The 18,284-nt window shown below is 43.1% G+C and carries 16 protein-coding genes and 1 tRNA gene; 13 read left to right on the forward strand and 4 right to left on the reverse strand.

Translation table 11 applies throughout. From position 1 onward, the window contains the following. Positions 1 to 151 precede the first annotated feature (151 nt). Genes DW103_RS02005 through DW103_RS02015 form a run of 3 tightly spaced genes read left to right on the forward strand, consistent with a single transcriptional unit; the run spans position 152 to position 6,329 of the window. Positions 152 to 3,418 carry a TonB-dependent receptor gene (locus tag DW103_RS02005; RefSeq protein WP_122274007.1) on the forward strand — a complete coding sequence of 1,089 codons (3,267 nt, stop codon included), beginning with the start codon at positions 152 to 154 and terminating at the stop codon, positions 3,416 to 3,418. A gap of 28 nt (positions 3,419 to 3,446) precedes the next feature. Beyond that, positions 3,447 to 5,204, forward strand: coding sequence for a RagB/SusD family nutrient uptake outer membrane protein (locus tag DW103_RS02010; protein ID WP_122274008.1), 1,758 nt, complete (start codon positions 3,447 to 3,449; stop codon positions 5,202 to 5,204). Positions 5,205 to 5,249: 45 nt separating this feature from the next. After that, positions 5,250 to 6,329 carry an Sb-PDE family phosphodiesterase gene (locus DW103_RS02015; RefSeq protein ID WP_122274009.1) on the forward strand — a complete coding sequence of 360 codons (1,080 nt, stop codon included), beginning with the start codon at positions 5,250 to 5,252 and terminating at the stop codon, positions 6,327 to 6,329. Between the two features lie 90 nt (positions 6,330 to 6,419). Here DW103_RS02015 and DW103_RS02020 read toward each other — a convergent pair whose 3' ends face one another. Further along, a complete protein-coding gene (locus DW103_RS02020) occupies positions 6,420 to 7,868 on the reverse strand; it encodes a glycoside hydrolase family 30 beta sandwich domain-containing protein (RefSeq protein ID WP_122274010.1) in 1,449 nt (482 codons plus the stop codon). A gap of 165 nt (positions 7,869 to 8,033) precedes the next feature. Here DW103_RS02020 and DW103_RS02025 point away from each other — a divergent pair. Both DW103_RS02025 and DW103_RS02030 read left to right on the forward strand, forming a co-directional pair. Further along, positions 8,034 to 8,105 (forward strand) — tRNA-Arg (locus DW103_RS02025). Positions 8,106 to 8,462: 357 nt separating this feature from the next. Then, the gene (locus DW103_RS02030) at positions 8,463 to 8,966 is read left to right on the forward strand and encodes an outer membrane protein (protein WP_122274011.1); all 504 of its coding nucleotides are present in this window, start codon (positions 8,463 to 8,465) and stop codon (positions 8,964 to 8,966) included. Positions 8,967 to 9,057: 91 nt separating this feature from the next. On the opposite strand, the gene DW103_RS02035 is transcribed toward DW103_RS02030, so the two are convergent. Beyond that, positions 9,058 to 9,447: a hypothetical protein gene (locus DW103_RS02035; RefSeq protein WP_122274012.1), complete on the reverse strand. Its 390-nt coding sequence runs from the start codon at positions 9,445 to 9,447 to the stop codon at positions 9,058 to 9,060. Positions 9,448 to 9,526: 79 nt separating this feature from the next. Then, on the reverse strand, positions 9,527 to 10,468 hold the full coding sequence (locus DW103_RS02040; protein ID WP_122274013.1) for a FimB/Mfa2 family fimbrial subunit: 942 nt from the start codon (positions 10,466 to 10,468) through the stop codon (positions 9,527 to 9,529). Positions 10,469 to 10,621: 153 nt separating this feature from the next. Here DW103_RS02040 and DW103_RS02045 point away from each other — a divergent pair, with 153 nt between their 5' ends. From DW103_RS02045 to DW103_RS02080, 8 genes are all read left to right on the forward strand, one after another. Continuing rightward, positions 10,622 to 11,614, forward strand: a complete 993-nt coding sequence (locus DW103_RS02045) for a sugar phosphate isomerase/epimerase (RefSeq protein ID WP_122274014.1) — start codon at positions 10,622 to 10,624, stop codon at positions 11,612 to 11,614. Positions 11,615 to 11,953: 339 nt separating this feature from the next. After that, complete coding sequence (locus DW103_RS02050) at positions 11,954 to 12,850, forward strand: diaminopimelate dehydrogenase (RefSeq protein ID WP_122274015.1); 897 nt, start codon at positions 11,954 to 11,956, stop codon at positions 12,848 to 12,850. An 84-nt stretch (positions 12,851 to 12,934) separates the two neighbouring features. Continuing rightward, positions 12,935 to 13,777, forward strand: a complete 843-nt coding sequence (gene lgt, locus DW103_RS02055; protein WP_122274016.1) for a prolipoprotein diacylglyceryl transferase — start codon at positions 12,935 to 12,937, stop codon at positions 13,775 to 13,777. Between the two features lie 37 nt (positions 13,778 to 13,814). Further along, positions 13,815 to 15,014 (forward strand): FprA family A-type flavoprotein, encoded by a 1,200-nt coding sequence (locus tag DW103_RS02060; protein WP_122274017.1) that lies wholly within the window; start codon positions 13,815 to 13,817, stop codon positions 15,012 to 15,014. 17 nt (positions 15,015 to 15,031) lie between these two features. Then, positions 15,032 to 15,844: a glucosamine-6-phosphate deaminase gene (gene nagB / locus DW103_RS02065; RefSeq protein WP_122274018.1), complete on the forward strand. Its 813-nt coding sequence runs from the start codon at positions 15,032 to 15,034 to the stop codon at positions 15,842 to 15,844. A gap of 271 nt (positions 15,845 to 16,115) precedes the next feature. Then, positions 16,116 to 16,514 carry a DUF6249 domain-containing protein gene (locus tag DW103_RS02070; protein ID WP_147381163.1) on the forward strand — a complete coding sequence of 133 codons (399 nt, stop codon included), beginning with the start codon at positions 16,116 to 16,118 and terminating at the stop codon, positions 16,512 to 16,514. Further along, positions 16,504 to 17,043 (forward strand): RNA polymerase sigma factor, encoded by a 540-nt coding sequence (locus tag DW103_RS02075; RefSeq protein ID WP_122274020.1) that lies wholly within the window; start codon positions 16,504 to 16,506, stop codon positions 17,041 to 17,043. Before DW103_RS02070 ends, DW103_RS02075 begins: the two co-directional genes overlap by 11 nt. A gap of 2 nt (positions 17,044 to 17,045) precedes the next feature. Beyond that, a complete protein-coding gene (locus DW103_RS02080; protein WP_122274021.1) occupies positions 17,046 to 17,402 on the forward strand; it encodes a DUF5056 domain-containing protein in 357 nt (118 codons plus the stop codon). 9 nt (positions 17,403 to 17,411) lie between these two features. Here the strand turns inward: DW103_RS02080 and DW103_RS02085 are convergent, their stop codons facing one another. Then, a complete protein-coding gene (locus tag DW103_RS02085) occupies positions 17,412 to 18,284 on the reverse strand; it encodes a VIT1/CCC1 transporter family protein (RefSeq protein ID WP_122274022.1) in 873 nt (290 codons plus the stop codon).

Consider the following 18,284-nt stretch of genomic DNA (forward strand, 5'->3'; position numbering starts at 1 on the left):
CTTCCCGCCGGTTTCAATATCTGTAATTTGATGAAATAAACTCTTCATGCAATCGTAACTTGCCGTAAATCTATTTTTAATCTCTTCTATCTTCTTTTGCACTCGGGTTTTTTTTACAAAAAAAGTATTTTAATAAAAAGAATTTAAGTGTATGGAGATTGAATCAAAGATTGTGAGGTTAGGTGGTCTGTTGGGCCTTATCGGCTTACTGCAGGGGAATCCTGTAATCTACTCTGCTGGAGCCAGCAGGGTAGATATTGTATCGCCGCAGCAAGGAACTTATTTTGTGAAAGGACGAGTGCTCGATGGTCAGGGGGAACCTGTTATCGGGGCTAATGTCGTGGAGAAAGGAACGGTAAACGGGGCGGTTACGGACGTGGATGGTTATTTCTTGTTGGATGTGTTTCCTAATTCGGTTTTGCAGGTTTCGTATATCGGTTATGAGCCGAAGGAAATCAAGTTGAAAGGCGAGAAGGAGTTGAAGATTGTGCTTCAGGATAATTCGCAGAGTTTGGAAGAAGTGGTAGTCGTAGGATATGGTACGCAGAAAAAGGTAAACCTGACGGGCGCCGTATCGCAGATTACAAATGAGACGTTGGAAAACCGTCCGGTCCCGAACCTGACACGCGGTTTGCAGGGGACAATCCCGAACTTGAATATTACGATGGTTGACGGTAGCCCGACGCGGAAAGCCAGTTATAACGTGCGTGGAACAACTTCTATCGGAGCCGGTGGAAGTGCCCTTGTCCTGATTGACGGGGTGGAAGGCGACCCGAATATGATTAACCCGAACGATGTGGAAAGTGTTTCCGTACTGAAGGATGCTTCTTCGGCTGCCATTTATGGTTCGAGAGCGGCATTCGGGGTCGTATTGATTACGACGAAAAAGCCGCAGAAGGATAAAATCCGGGTGGACGTGAGCAGTAACTTTACTGTAAACCAGCGTACGGTAACTCCGAACGTGATTACTTCCGGATATGAATGGGCGAAGAACTTTGATGAAGCGTTTAATGCCTGGTACGATTACAAATCGCATCCGATTTCAGTGAACAACATTTTCCCGTTCTCGATGGAATATCTCGACGAATTGAAACGTCACAGTGAGGACCCTTCGTTGCCGGAGGTTGTTTTCAATGAGGAAAAAGGACGGTATGAGTATTTCGGAAATACGAACTGGTACGAAGTAATCAATAAGAAGAATATCCCTTCTACGGAGCAGTCGGTCAGTGTATCCGGCGGTTCGGAAAAGGTGAACTTCATGCTTTCGGGACGTTATTATTATCAGGATGGTATTTTCAATTACAATTCGGATAAGTACAACAAGTATAACTTGCGGGCGAAGGGGGATTTGCAGATAACCGATTGGTTGAAATTGCAGGAAAACTTCGAATATAACAGTTATACTTATAAATACCCGATGTTTGCCGATGGCGACGGGAATATCTGGCGCCAGTTCGAGCATCAGGGCTATCCGATGGCTGTGATGACAAACCCGGACGGGACTTATACGCACACCGCCGTTTATACCGGTGTGGCTGTATATAAAGAAGGAACCAGCGGCTCTGACCTGTCGAACTACCAGATACGGAATACCGTCGGCTTGGAAGCAAAAGCTTTGAACAACACGCTGACATTTAAGGGTGATTTTACGTATTCGAGAACGGCACAAGAGGAAACCCGCCGGAATAACTACATTAATTACAGTATTGCTCCCGGCGAGACAGCCCGTTTCGGAAAGAGCCAGTTGCGTAAATATAACCAGGATATTACTTACTACAGTTCGAATATCACAGCCGAATATGCGAATGTCTTTGCCGGCAAACATGATTTCCATGCTTTGGTGGGATATAATGTCGAGACGTCCGCCACTCACAACTTGAATACAAGCCGCGATGGGTTGTTGACGGAAAACAAGCCGGACTTTAATCTGATGGACGGATTGAATTATTCGATTACCGGAGGAGGAAACGAATGGGCTTTCTTAGGTGTTTTCTCCCGGTTGACTTATGCTTACAACGACCGTTATTTACTTGAGTTTAACGGTCGTTATGACGGTTCCTCCAAATTCCCGGAAAACCAACGTTTCGGTTTCTTCCCTTCTCTTTCCGGCGGATGGCGTATTTCGGAGGAAGGATTTATGGCTTCAACCCGTACTTGGCTGGATAACCTGAAATTGAGGGCCTCTTTCGGTTCGTTGGGAAATGGTAACGTATCTCCTTACCGGTATATGGAAACGATGAGTGTTGCTAAAACTTCCGTTATTCTGGAAGGTGTGCAGAAAACGTATACTTCGCTGCCGGCTGTTATCCCTGACGGGCTGACTTGGGAAAAGTCCACTACGTTCGATGTCGGTCTGGACGCTAATTTCCTGAACAATCGCCTTGGCTTTGTTTTCGACTGGTATAACCGTAATACAACCGATATGTTTACATTGGGACAACCGCTGCCGAATGTTTTCGGTGCAACCGTCCCTTATGGAAACTATGCGGATATGAATACGAAAGGTTGGGAAGTAACGCTGACTTGGAAAGACCAGTTCGACCTGGCGGGCAAACCGTTCCGCTACAATTTCACAGGTTCGCTGTGGGACAGCCGTTCGCATATTACCCGCTTCAATAACCCGACGAAAACGTTGAGCGCCACTTATTATGAAGGATGCGAAGTAGGCGAAATTTGGGGATATGTGACCGAAGGCTTCTTTATCGATGATGCGGATATTGCGAGTCATGCCGACCAAAGTTTCCTGCAAAACTCGAATAATAAGGTATATCTGCCCGGTGACTTGAAATTTGCCGACCTGAACGACGACCATGTGATTAACTCCGGTAAGAATACGGTAGACGATCCGGGCGACCGCCGTATTATCGGTAATACTTCTCCCCGCTATCAGTTCGGATTTACGCTGGGAGCTTCCTGGGGCGATTTCGGTTTGTCGGCTTTTTTCCAGGGTGTCGGTAAACGGGATTGGTATTTTGCCGGTGAAGCCGGACTTTTCTGGGGACCGTACAACCGGCCTTATGGTTATCAACCGGTGAAGATGATGGAAGATATGTGGACGGAGGACAATCCGGATGGATACTTTCCGCGTTTCAGAGGATATACGGCTTTGAATGCCAATCGTTCGTTGGGTGCTCCGCAGACCCGTTATCTGCAAGATGTAAGTTACATCCGTCTGAAAAGCCTGACAATCGATTATACCCTGCCGAAAGCGTTGATTGCTAAAGCCGGCTTGGCCAATGCCAAGATTTTCCTTACCGGACAAAATCTTTGGACGGCTTCGGGATTGTTTAAACATACTGATAATTTCGACCCGGAAGTTATAGAAAATCCACAGGGAGACCTGACCAACGGAAGCGGGCAGGGATATGCTTATCCGATGCTTAAATCCTATACGGTGGGTATTAATCTTACATTCTAAAATTTAATCATTCAGTCATATAAATTAAATGAAAACATTAAAGAATATATATGTATTGGGAGCCGTATCCTTACTGGCCCTGCTCGGCACTTCCTGCGATTCGTTTTTCGATAAGGAGCCGATGGATAAATTGGTGCCTTCCTCTTTCTTTAAGACGGAAGCGGACTTGGCTTTGTATAGCAACTCGTTTTATCAGCGGATGATGCCGAGTGCGTTGACGGTAACTACGGATGACGAGATGGCTGATTACACCTCCAAGAATCAGTCGCCGATGTTCATAGCTGGTGCTTATACTTCCGTGAATGAAGGAAGTTGGAACTGGACGGATTTGCGAAACATCAATTATTTCCTTGAACAGTGTAACAATCCGGATATTCCCGAAGAAGCCCGTAATCATTATATCGGTATTGCCCGCTATTTCCGTGCTACCTTTTATTTCGGTATGGTGCAAAGGTTCGGCGATGTGCCTTGGTATAGCAAAACGCTTTCCACGGATGACCCTGATTTATACAAACCCCGTGATCCGCGCGTGAATGTGATGGACTCGGTTCTTGCCGACCTGAATTTCGCCTGTACGAATATCCGGGACACGAAAGATGAAACAGCTTCCATTATTACCCGCCAGGTTGCATTGGCCATGAAGTCGAGAATCTGCCTTTTTGAAGGGACATTCCGTAAATATCATACGGAACTGGGCTTGCAGAATTCTGTAAATGCTTGGCTGAAAGAGGCTGCGGATGCCGCTCGTTCCGTAATGGACAATAAGAAGTATGCCGTTTATGATACGGGTAATCCCGAAAAAGACTACCGCACGTTGTTTACATCGGAAAATCCGGTTTCGGAAGAGGTGATGCTGGCTGTCGTTTATAATAACGCATTGCGCCGTTGGCATGAAGTGACCTGGAAATTCAACAGTGCGACTTATGGTTCGCGTTGGGGACTGAATAAGCAGTTTGTCAATACTTATCTGATGAATGACGGGAGCCGTTTTACCGACAAATTGGGATATGATACCATTCAGTTTGTCCGGGAGATGAAAGACCGGGATTGCCGTTTGGCACAAACCATCCGTTCGCTGGGATATAAACGTAGTGACGGAAGTGCTGCTCCCCCTAATTTCGGATATACTTTCACGGGCTATCATATCCTGAAATTCAGTTTGGACGATAAACGTTTGGATGGTGTGGCAGAATCATATAATTCTATACCTTTGCTCCGTTATGCCGAAGTATTGCTCAATTATGCCGAAGCGAAAGCTGAACTGGGCGAAATGAATGATGCAATCTGGAATGAAACAATTGCTCTCTTGCGCCGGCGCGCGAATGTAAATACGCTTGTGCCTGCTGTGCCCGATGCTTATTTGCAGTCTGTGTATTTCCCTGAAATATCGGATAAATATTTGCTGGAAATCAGGCGGGAAAGAGGTATCGAACTGGTATATGAAGGTTTAAGATACAGCGATTTGTTGCGCTGGAAGAAAGGCAAACTGTTGGAAATGCAGTGGAAAGGAATTTATGTACCGGCCAAGAACCTGCCGATGGATTTGGATGGAAACGGAACTCCGGATGTTGCTTTTGTGGATGAGGTTCCGGCAGAAAAGATACCGGGTGTTATTTATTATGTGATTGACGGAGAGGCTTCCCGGTTGACGGAAGGAAATAAAGGTTTTGTTACCTGGCGCGACGATGAGGAACGTTCGTTCGATGACAAGAAGTATTATCATCCTATCTCCAATGCAGATATGGTCTTGAATACGCAATTGAAGCAAAACGAGGGCTGGAAGTAATGAAAGGTATAATTTTTAGACAAAAGAATAAACAATAGAGTAAGTATGAAAAAAGTATTAGTATCGATTTTTATATTAGCCTTATGCCTGAGTGCGCAGGCACAGGTAAGGAATGAAGTGCATATCCCTGATTTGAAGGGGTATCAAACGTTGAAGTGTGATTTCCACATCCATACGGTCTTCTCCGACGGAACAGTCTGGCCGACAGTCCGTATCGATGAGGCTTACCGGGAAGGATTGGATGCCATCTCCCTGACCGAACATATCGAATACCGGCCGCATAAGAAGGACATCAAGGCTTCCCACAACCGCTCTTTCGAGATAGCAGAAAGTGCGGCTAAAAGTAAGAACATTCTCTTGATTAAGGGAAGTGAGATAACCCGTTCCATGCCTCCCGGACATTCGAATGCGATTTTTTTGAAGGATGCTGACGCTTTGGAACAGGAAGATTATAGAGATGCTTTCAAAGCCGCAAAAAATCAGGGTGCTTTTATCTTCTGGAATCATCCGGGTTGGGATGCGCAGCAGCCGGATACCACTTTATGGTGGAAAGAGCATACGGAGTTGTTGGAAGATGGTTGCCTGAAGGGGATTGAAGTGGTAAACGGCAAATACTTCCCCGAAGCCCATCAGTGGTGTCTGGATAAGAAAATGACCATGCTGGGCAATTCGGATGTCCACCAGCCGATTCAGGTGAATGTGGATTTCGGTAAAGGCGAACATCGTACAATGACATTAGTCTTTGCAAAAGAACGCAGTGTCGAAGGTATCCGGGAAGCGCTTGAAAACAGGCGGACTGCTGTTTATTTCAAAGAAAACCTGATTGGCGAACCGGTTTATCTCAAGGAATTGTTTGAGAACTCCATTCGGATAGAGAACGTGAAAAAGACAGACAAGGAGGTCCACATCACCCTCTTCAATGATTCCGACTTGAAGTTCGTCCTTAAAAAGACGGAACAAAACCCGAATTTGCAATATTTCCGCGATTACACCATCCAGCCGCATTGCAAACATACAATAGTAGTGAAGTTGCTGAACGGAACGACCCGTGGAAGTTTAAACTTTGAGGTGACTAATTTATGGGTACAACCGGGCAAAGGATTGGCTTATAGTTTTGCTATTTGAATAGGGGTAAGGTAGGTTAGTCTTAGGGAAGATGTTGTGAAGAAATTCAATCTTTACAACATTCTTCCCTTTTTGTTCTCTTGGAATATCCTATTTCCAGCAAAAGGATGCCACAGCTTCAGCCGGCAGTATATGGGAAATGTATTTTTTCCCATCATGCAATGTGATGTTTTGCGGTTGTTTTGAACTGTTTGCAACGACGAAAGCGATTGAACCGTCCGGGTTTTGGAATGCACAATATTCCAGTTCCGGAGTCTTACTTCCTTTGCTTTCAATGCGAACGGCTCCCGGCTTGACAACTTTTGCCAAGTGGGCGATTATATAGTAGTGTGAATTGCGTGTGATTGTTTTATAATTACTTTTATCGATATCTACAGCTCCGTAACAGCTCCGGCAACCTTTTTCCCGGTTAGGGCCGCGCTCGGAATCGAGCATCAGGTTCCATACGATAACCCCTTTGCACCAGTTTTGCACGTTTTTTAGTCCGAGATACACCATATCGTCGATTAGTCTTGCCTGCAGGTTTCGTCCGTCATTCCATTCTCCGATGGAAGCTTCGGTGAAGAGGAGTTCTTTGTCGGGATATGCGTTGTGGATTTTATTCAGTTCTTCCACATCGCCGGAATAATTATGATAGGCGGCACCGGCCAAGTAAGCGGCTGTTTCCTTGTCCTCATATAAATGCAGGGGATAATCCTGCTCTTCTTGTATTCGGTCGTAATTGTAATTGTGGTCGAACGCATAAATCCGGGTTTGCAGTCCGGCCTTTTTTATTTGTGGTCCAAGTGCGGTTTTTATAAATTCCTTTTGCTCCCTCCAACCCATGTATAAAGAAGCTGAATTGCCTCTGTTTAAGGGCTCGTTCTGAAGGGTGACGGAATAGATGGGGATACCTTCTTTTTCGAATGCCTGTATCCATTTTACGAAATAGGTGGCATAGTCGTTGTAGTAGGCAGGGTTCAATTGTCCGCTAGTCCATGAGTCGAAAGGTTTTCTTTCGTCGAGATTGTTTACTTTCATCCATTTAGGGCAAGTCCACGGTGAGCCTAGGATTTTCAGCTTCGGATTTATTTGTAATATTTCTTTTAGGATGGGTATGACGTATTCCTTTTCTTCTTGCTGGAGGGAGAAGTGCTCGATTCCTTTTTGGTCGCAACAGGTATATTCGCTTAAGGAAAAATCGGAACAGCCAATGGAAACACGTATGTAACTATATCCCATACCTTTCCGGGGAGAGAACGTTTCCTGCAGGAATTTGGTTCGTTCATCCGGTTTCATTTGCATCAGATTGTAAGCGGTCGAACCGGTGACGGCAGCTCCGAAGCCGTCCATCTCTTGAAAATGTTTGCTTTTATTGATTTCGATAACTCCTGTTTGTGAGGCGTTTTTTACAAAGTTTATTTGCCTGTGCGAGAAATCTTCGGTTCTGTCGGAAGTCGTGGTATATACATCCACTTTGTCTGCAGCAAAAAGGGAGCATCCTGTGATAGCGAGAAATAGGATGAGTCCGGAGGAAATACATGTTGTTCTTATTTTCATGGTAATAGATAGATTTGTATCAAACAAAAGTAAGTCGTTTTTCGTGGAAATCAAAAAATAGGTCTCTTAAATCGTTATAATTCGCATGCCTCCTTCCTATTCCCTCCCCGAATACTTGCCAGTTTGCAGAAAAGATTATACTTTTGCCCCACTTAAGCAGAAGTTGGTCTTGTAGTTCAATGGATAGAATAGAAGTTTCCTAAACTTTAGATCCGGGTTCGATTCCCGGCGAGACTACTTATATTATTTAATACCTCTGGATTGTCTATAAATAAGAATTGTTACTGATAAACTAATACCTGTCTTCATTTTTAATAAATTGCGGTATCTGTCTAATCTTCTCGGAAGGCAGGAAAATCTTTGCCTTTAAAGTATTTTATCTTTCTCCGGTTTGAAGTTGAAAAAAGCCTTTTTGCTAAATTATCCGTTAATCAATCCTGTTATCATTAAAATATTACCGCATATCTATTAATTAAGTATCGTTAAAAAACATATTACAAAATTAAATAGGCTGAAAAAGAAAAAGCGTTATCAAGAAATAGGTTCTTTTGCAAAAAGAAACAGTATTTTAGTAATTGTTTAAAATTTTATTGTATGAAAAAGTTTTTATTTATGGTCATGACTGCCATTTTTTGTACTGTAGGTGTACAAGCTCAGACTGAAAAAGGAGATATGGCAGCAGGAGGAAATCTCAGTATCGGTTTTGGTGATAGTTATACGAATTTTGGTTTAGGTGCAAAATTCCAATACAACGTAATTGACAATTTGCGTTTGGAGCCAACCGTAAATTATTATTTCAAAAAAGATTACACGAGTATGTGGGATTTAGGAGTTAATGCTCATTATCTTTTTTCTGTCGGAGATAAGTTGAATTTTTATCCCATAGTTGGTCTCGGTGTTATGGGGGCTAAACTTTCATATGATGACGGATATGGTAACGAATATAAAGATAGTGCTACGAAATTTATGGTCAATTTAGGAGCAGGTGCCGAATATATGCTCACCTCCAACGTTTCTGTAAATTTTGAATACAAGTATAGAATTTGTTCAGACATGAACCGTTCTTTGTTGACTTTAGGAGTAGCGTATCATTTTTAATAAGTAATTTACATTACAATCGAATTTTTTTAGACATTCGAATTTATGATAATAAAGTCCGGTCATAAAATCATTTGACCGGACTTTAGTTTTATTTAGCCGCCTCAAAAGTGACACTAACTCCATCCAAGTCGCCTTTTAATGTATAACGGTCTACCCATACGTTGTTGAAATAGCTTCGACCGTCCGGATAATCCATGATGATGGAATGGGAATGTTTTGGGTTCCACTTCCAGTAAAAAGCATATATTTCTACACCGTCGGGTGCATCAAAGTAATAATATTCCCGATGGTCGACACCCGTGCCGTCTGGATTGAATGTCAAATCCTGATAGCAGACTGTATGCGGGGCATAATCGAAGATGTCGAGCCACACGCTATTGCAAAGCCAGTATTCCGCATCCTCGTTTTCACAACTACTGAAGCTGCCTAATATAAATGAGAGAAGGAAAATTAATTCGCGTATACTTTTCTTTTTCATGAATCCAACTTTTATTATTCGTAGCGCAAAGATAAAAATTTAAAATAATTTAGCTTGAGTTTTTCTTTTTTGTTTGACGCTAATCAGGCAAATCTTTATTCTCGCTACTTTCCCAATCACCGTTTCCAGAGATGGTAAGCCGGAAAGTATCGTCAGAATCTGAAGGGCCATATAGTATTCCGCTGTAACGGATAATCCGGTTGAGTTGCGGAAGAATATCGGATACGGTTCGTTCGCGCAATACATTGTTTTCCGAATCGACTGTCGAAACTATCGCTGTCAGTGGGACTTCTTCTACCGGAATAAAGGTGTAGAAGGCATGAACCAACTCTTTTTTGCCAACTTCCTCCGGTTTGAAAATATAGGAGATAGTTTGTATTTCCGCATTGCTGATACCTTCACCGGTTAACGGATTCAGGCAGTTCGGATAGTTACTGATTGTCATATCCAACCGGGCGGCTTTTGAGGGTAAAGCATCCGTAGCCCGGAATTCTATACGGCCGACGGCACGTTGGAGAGGAATGTCCCGGTTGACTATTTCGATGCTATTGATATTCAGTTGGAGATGATTGTAAAAAGAGTCGGAAACTGTATCCACCGACAGCATATTATTCTCAATTATTGCCTTCTGTGAGTTGTGTGCCAGGAAGCAAAACAGATAATTCCCCTTGGGCAAGGTATCGTAAACGATACTGAAGTCCCCGTCATTCGACGTGTAATGTTTGTGTTTGATTAATGTTTGCTCGTTTTCTGTTTCCAAGTAAACGAAATATTCAATGTACCGGCATAAACTTTCCACATCCGTGTCTGAAGAAGAACCGGAGGAACCGGATGTCGGTTCGGAGATGTCGTTCTCCGGCATACTTCGGGTAGAGGGGAACGGAATAATCTCTTTTTTTAATTCGAGACTGAATTGTAAAGGATACAAATTATTTACAATTTCTACTTCATCCCGGGAGGGATTGCTGCATGCTGTAAAGCAAAGTGCACAAGCTAGTGCGCAAAATTCTCTTATTTCCATAGTTACGGATTTGTTTATATTAAACTTGACACAAAGAAAATGTATATTTATTGAATTAAAAAATATTAAGGGATAAATTTGCAGACAATCAGCATAATATTTTTTAGCTTTGTAGAGAACACACAGTGTAATAACCTTAAAATTAAAAGAAATATGGCACGTCCTGTAACATTATGTACACTTCAGTGGGGAGATTTACCCCTTGAAACAGTTTGTGAGAAAGCAAAAGCCTTCGGATACGATGGGTTGGAACTGGGTTTACCCGCGCATTTGGATGTCCGGTCTACGGATCCGGCCTATTACGCCGGAATAAAAGCGTTGCTGGATAAATACGGTTTAAAACTGTTTTGTATCTCGAATCATCTGATTAGCCAGGCAGTATGCGACAATATAGACCAACGGCATCAGGCCATCCTGCCCGATTATGTTTGGGGAGACGGCGAGCCGGAAGGCGTACGGCAGCGTGCAGCCGAACATTTGATTAGTACCGCCCGTGCCGCCAAAGCACTGGGACTGGATACGGTAGTCGGATTTACGGGTAGTTCCATCTGGCAATGGCTGTATTCATTTCCTCCGGTAACGGAAGAGATGGTGGCGGAAGGATATGCTGATTTCGCCCGTCGTTTTATCCCTATTTTGGATGAATTCCAGAAGATAGGTGTCCGTTTTGCCCTGGAGGTTCACCCTTCCGAAATTGCTTTCGATACCTATTCGGCCAAACAAGCATTGAAAGCAGTGAATAATCATCCGGCATTCGGTTTTAATTACGACCCGAGCCATTTGGGTTATCAAGGCGTGGATTATGTGGACTTTATCTACGAATTTTCGGACCGTATCTTCCATGTGCACATGAAAGATGTGTATTGGAGCGATACTCCTAAGCAGGTCGGTGTATTTGGCGGTCATATGACTTTTGGCGACTCCCGCCGTTATTGGAATTTCCGTAGCCTCGGACGTGGTAAAATCCGTTTCGAAGAGATTATCCGCGCTTTAAACGATATCGGTTATCAGGGACCACTTTCTGTAGAATGGGAAGACAGCGCGATGGATCGCGAACATGGGGCCCGCGAATCGTGCGCTTTGGTGAAACAGGTCGATTTCCAGCCTTCGGGGCATGCTTTCGACGCATTTTTTGATAAGAAGTAAATCATTTTTATATACAATAGCTTACGGGTTTTATTGGAAGCCCGTAAGCTATTTTGTTTTAAATGGTATCCGTCCCGCAAATATCCTCTTGAAGCTAAAAATATATCCTATAGGATGACAGGAAAAAGTCTATAGAATTATCTTGAAAAGTCTTACGGCTTTTGCCGGAAAACCGTAAGGCTTTTGGATTAAACACTTATTCCCTATAGAAAGCTTTGTTTCGGTTGGTTGCCACGTTTCCCCTCTTCTCACTAATTTAAGCAAAAACAACATCCTCTTTCTTGTCAATACCTTAATTATAATTACTTTTGCATTTGAAGAAAAAGTAAAAACTAAAGTATGAAAAAGATTAGAGCTGCCATTGTTGGATATGGCAATATAGGAAAGTATGTGTTGGAGGCTTTGGAAGCTGCTCCCGATTTCGAGGTAGCAGGTGTTGTGCGTCGGAACCCGAATGACATTCCGGACGAACTGAAAGCTTATACCGTAACAGACAATATCACCAAGTTGGATAAAGTAGACGTGGCTGTGCTGGCTACTCCGACACGTAGCGTAGAAGGATACGCGAAGGAAATACTTTCGTTGGGCATTAATACAGTGGATAGTTTTGATATTCATGGAGGTATCGCCGACCTGCGCCGCTCTTTGGATGCCGTAGCAAAAGCTCATAATACGGTTGCCGTGATTTCGGCAGGATGGGACCCGGGAAGTGACTCTGTAGTGCGGGCCCTTCTGGAAGCAATAGTTCCGAAAGGGATTACCTATACCAACTTCGGTCCCGGTATGAGTATGGGACATACGGTGGCAGTTAAGGCTATCGAAGGTGTAAAAGCTGCTTTGTCCATGACCATACCTCTGGGAACAGGTGTACATCGCCGCATGGTTTATATCGAAGTAAAAGATGGATACGATTTTAACAAGGTGGCTGCTGCCATTAAAGCGGACGATTATTTTGCTCACGATGAAACACATGTCATGCAAGTGGAATGTGTGGATAACCTGTTGGATATGGGGCATGGCGTGAACCTGGTTCGTAAAGGCGTCTCCGGCAAAACGCAAAATCAGTTGATTGAATTTGACATGAAAATCAACAATCCGGCTCTTACGGCGCAAATCCTGGTATCGGTGGCCCGTGCAAGTTTCCGGCAACAGCCCGGTGCTTATACGATGATTGAATTGCCGGTTATCGACATGCTTTACGGTGAAAGAGAAAATTTGATTCGCAGACTCGTTTAATTAATTGTCGATTGACAAGGGACAATTGCTTTATCGCTCTTTTCTTTGTCCGTTGTCAATTGCCGATTGTCAATTATAAAAATTATGCTTGATTTTATTACCTGGACGGCCGATCCTGCTATTTTTACTATCGGTTCGCGTGAAATACGCTGGTACGGATTGGCTTTTGCCATAGGTTTCCTGATTGGTTATAAGATTGTGGAACGAATGTGGAAGAGAGAGAAACTTGATCCTGCATGGATTGATTCTTTGTTATTCTATACGATAATAGGTACGGTTGTTGGTGCTCGTCTGGGACATGTCCTTTTTTATGCGCCGGACTATTACCTGGCTCATCCCGTTGAAATCTTAAAAGTTTGGGAAGGAGGCTTGGCAAGCCACGGGGGAACATTAGGCATAATTATCGCGATTTATTTTTATTCCAAACGTGTTAGCCATCGCAGCATGTTGTGGACATTCGACAAATTGGTAGTCCCTACCGGTCTTGTTGCCGCCTTGATTCGTTTGGGAAATCTGATGAATCATGAGATATACGGGCATCCTACCGACAAGCCTTGGGGATTCCGGTTTATTGAAAACTTGCATGCCTGGAAGAGAGGGGCCGAACCCATCTTTACGGCTCCTTGCCATCCTACGCAATTATATGAGGCAGCCAGTTATTTGTTGACATTTGCAATCTGTATGTGGTTGTATTTCAAGAAAAATGCTTGGAAAAAAGAAGGTTTTATCTTTGGTGTGTTTATGATTTGTGTCTTTGGCTCCCGTTTCTTCATCGAGTTCCTGAAAAATGACCAGGAAGCATTTGAGGCGAATATGATGTTGAATATGGGACAGTGGCTAAGCATACCGTTTGTTTTGGCCGGATGTTTCTTTGTTTGGAGAGCGCAGAAGAAAAAAAGTTCCGACACCTTGGCATCCCGGTCTTGATTTACCATTTTCAACTTTCAATTATTAATAAATTAAGATGTACAAATTAAAAGAAATAGCAGACAATGTGTATTATGTAGGGGTGAATGACCGTCAGAAATCTCTTTTTGAGAATATGTGGCCGTTGCCTTACGGTGTATCTTACAACTCCTATTTGATTGTGGACGAAAAGACTGTCCTGATTGATACCGTAGATGTTTGTTACTCTGATATATTCCTGAAAAAAATAGCAGATGCGCTCGGTGGTCGTACTCTCGACTATCTGGTAGTGAATCACATGGAACCCGACCATGCGGGAAGTATCCGCCTGTTGCGTCAACAATACCCGGATGTGCAAATCATCGGGAATAAGCAAACTTTCGGAATGTTGGACGGCTATCATGGCATCACTACCGGTTTGCATGAGGTGAAAGAAGGGGATACCTTGGAATTGGGGCGTCATAAACTGGCTTTCTATATGGCCCCGATGGTGCATTGGCCTGAGGTAATGGTCACCTATGATATGACGGATAAGATTCTTTTCTCTGCCGATGCGTTCGGTACATACGGGACACTGGACGGAGGCGTAATCGATTCTGAAATGAATGTAGAGCATTTTTGGGAAGAGATGCTTCGTTACTATTCCAATATTGTCGGGAAATACGGAAATCCGGTACAACGGGCTTTGCAAAAACTTTCGGTATTGGATATTCAGACTATTTGTTCGACGCACGGACCTGTCTGGCGTGAATATGCCGCCAAAGCTATCGATATCTACGACCGCATGAGCCGGTATGAAGGTGAGGAAGGGGTCACTATCGTGTATGGTAGCATGTATGGGAATACCGAACAGATGGCAGAAGCAATTGCATCTTCGTTGGCGGACAGTGGTGTGAAAAACATTGTTATGCACAATGTAAGTAAGAGCCCTGCCTCCTATGTCCTGAAAGATGTGTTTAAATATAAAGGTCTGATTATTGGCAGTCCTACTTATAGCAACAGTCTGTTTCCCGAAGTGGAAGCCATTTTGAGTAAGATTGAAATGCGTGAAGTGAAGAATCGCTTCTATGGTTATTTCGGCTCATTTACTTGGGCGGGGGCTGCCGTGAAACGTCTGGCTGCTTTCGGGGAAAAAATGAAATGGGAAACAGTTGGAGTTCCCGTTGAGCAGAAACAAGGTCTGAAAGCTGATAAATATGATGAATGCCGTGCTCTCGGTGAAGCAATGGCCGCCAAACTAAAAATAACTAATAACTGATTTAAAATACAAATGTTATGAGACTGATTATTGAACCTGATTACGAGCAACTCTCAAAATGGGCTGCCAATTATGTAGCTGCCAAGATTAAAAAAGCAAATCCGACAGCAGAGAAACCATTTGTGCTGGGGCTTCCCACCGGCTCTTCCCCTTTAGGAATGTATAAAAATCTGATTGAATTGAATAAGCAGGGTGTCGTTTCTTTCCAAAATGTCATCACTTTCAATATGGACGAATATGTAGGCTTGCCGAAGGAACATCCTGAAAGTTATCATTCTTTTATGTGGAATAACTTTTTCAAACATATTGATATCAAACCGGAAAATGTCAATATCCTGAATGGTAATGCTACCGACCTTGAAGCGGAATGTGCCGCTTATGAAGCGAAAATGAAGGCAGTCGGAGGTGTTGATTTATTCTTGGGAGGAATTGGCCCTGACGGTCATATCGCTTTCAACGAACCGGGTTCTTCCTTGTCGTCTCGTACGCGTGTAAAAACATTGACTACGGATACTATCATTGCTAATTCCCGTTTCTTCGATAACGATGTGAATAAGGTTCCGAAAACTTCCGTTACAGTGGGAGTCGGTACGGTATTGGATGCCAAAGAAGTGCTTATCATGGTAAATGGTCATAATAAGGCGCGTGCGCTTCAGCAGGCTGTTGAAGGCAGTGTCAACCAAATGTGGACGATTACGGCTCTTCAGCTTCACCCGAAAGGTATTATTGTGGCGGACGAAGCTGCTTGTGCCGATATTAAGGTAGGTACTTACAATTATTTCAAAGATATTGAAAAGGAACATTTGTGCCCCTGCTCGTTGTTGAAGTAAGCAATTGCTTATCGGTACAAGTTGACTAAATATATTTTGTATTACAAAAAGGAGAAGGTATCCGGAAGGGATGCTTTCTCCTTTTTTATTATGAAATCAATAGTAATAAGATGCGGATAACTCTTTCCACTCCCTTGCAGATATAGTAAGAAAAGCCTGCTTAAACTTTAGAAATAATAGAATTTATTTTTTAAGCTTGCATCCAAATGACAATCTTGTTCCGTCTAATAAGAAAGATTAGTTCGTATGTTTAATTTAAAATTTGAAGATTATGTCGATTTGTATGTTGAACGGTAATTTTATACCGGTGGTAATGCTTGTTTTGGTAGCTCCTTTTATCTTTGCTATCTGTATGGTATTGATTAAGAGTAATGAAAAGTATAGGCTCAATCAGTTGAAAGCTGATTTGTATATGAAAGCTCTTGAAAAAGGGGAACCTTTGCCTACCAACTTGTTTGACAATCCGAATAAGAAGATGTCTAATTCGCTTAAGACTGCGATTATCCTGATTTCGATAGGAGTTGGCATTTCGCTGTTTCAGTTGTTCACCTTTGCTTCGGGCAATCTTTTTCAGGATATGTCTGCCGGTTTGATACCTCTTTGTTTAGGCATCGGTTTCCTTATCATTCATTTTATCTGGAAAAAACAAGGTATCGAAGATGAAGAATGACTCTTTACTTGTATCGCGGATTTTATTGCTGGGAGACCGGAATGCTTTCAACCAACTGGTGAAGGAGTATCAGTCCCCCTTGCGTCGCTTTTTCTTCAACCTGACAGGAGGCGATGAGGAATTAAGCAAAGATCTGGCACAGGATACTTTTGTAAAGGTTTGGCTCAATATGGCTTCATTCCGTTCCGTTTCCACGTTTTCAACCTGGCTTTACAGGATTGCATATAATACGTTTTATGATTATATTCGCAATCGGAAATTGTCGGCTGAAGTTGATGTCGGAACACTAGGCAACAACCTTTGTGCCGAAGCTGGGAAAGATAAGGATTTCGGGATTGATTTTGCCCGCGCGCTTTTATTGTTGCGTGCCGAGGAACGGACGGTTGTCCTGTTGTTTTATATGGAAGATAAAACAGTAGAAACGATTGCCGGGATTATGGCCATGCCGGTTGGAACAGTGAAGTCGCATTTGTCGCGTGGGAAAAAGAAACTGACGGAGTACTTTAAAAGTACGGAGTATGATAAGTAAATATGTGTAACGTAATAAAAACAATCATGTTGGACGATAAACAATTATACGACCTTTTTAAATCGAATAAGACGGAGTTCGCTGACAATGGTTTTTCGGAGCGAGTCATGAAACGGTTACCTAAAAAGAGTAACCGGCTGCCGGAAGCCATCATCCTGGTCAGTCTGGTGTTGGGTATCTTGTTGACAATCTGGTTGCAGGGTTTTCAGGCTATTTATGAAGGGATTCACAACTTGATTCTCTCACTCAGCCATATCCAAATGCCTTCGATAGTGCTTCTGAACGAGTATCTTATCGTTTTGCTTTTATTTGGAAGCATCGGCCTCAGTATGTATTTCTTTAAGAATATGCGGGATTGAGCGGAATGCTTACGCATCAATCCCTGTGAATTCTTTTAAAGCATATCCTATCAGGAAGCTCAATGCGGCTACGCTGAAGCTCAGAACTGCCATTTCAGTGAATCGTTTGCGGAAACTTTCACTCCGGGCAACCGAGTAATAATAATTGAACAATGCAATAATTAGCAAGGCGGCTGCGAGCATGACTACCAAGGCTATCAGCACATTGCTGATAAAGATGAATGGCGCGACAAGGGCGATAACCGTGAAGATGTAGGCAATACCTGTATAAACAGAGGCTTTTACAGGTTTTTTCCCTTCGCCCCCTTCCGACTTTGTGGACAAATATTCGGACGAAGCCATTGATAAGGCAGCGGCAATTCCGGTGATACTACCCGTCAGGGCAATAAGTTTAGAGTCGCTCAAGGCAAGTGTGAAACCGGCCAAAGCTCCCGTGAATTCCACTAATGCATCATTTAATCCGAGTACGACAGAACCCATGTATTCGAGGCGTTCCTCATTGATAAGTGTTATCAGTTTCTCTTCATGTTCTTCTTCGTCGCGGGCTATTTGTTGCAGCTCCGGATAGTTCTTGTAAGCAGCATAATTGTTTTTGGCATTTTCTTCACTCTTTTCCATCAGTTTGATAGCAAAGGTGATGCCTAATATACGGGCCAGCCAGTAATATTTGGCAATCCTCCATTTGTTGGGAGTTACCTCTTTCTCCGTATATTTCTTTATGATTGCATAATGGCCTTTTTCTTCAGCAGCGATTTGCAACAAAACATCCCGGTTCGTTTCGTCTTTTTCGATGGCTGCCAGTTTCATATAAACAAGGCTCTCCGTGATTTCATTTTGTTGAAACCTGAGAAGAGTCTTGTTTGTCTGTTCGTCTATATTCAT

Origin of the sequence: Parabacteroides sp. AM08-6 (assembly GCF_003473295.1) — a bacterium.
Taxonomy (GTDB): Bacteria; Bacteroidota; Bacteroidia; order Bacteroidales; family Tannerellaceae; genus Parabacteroides.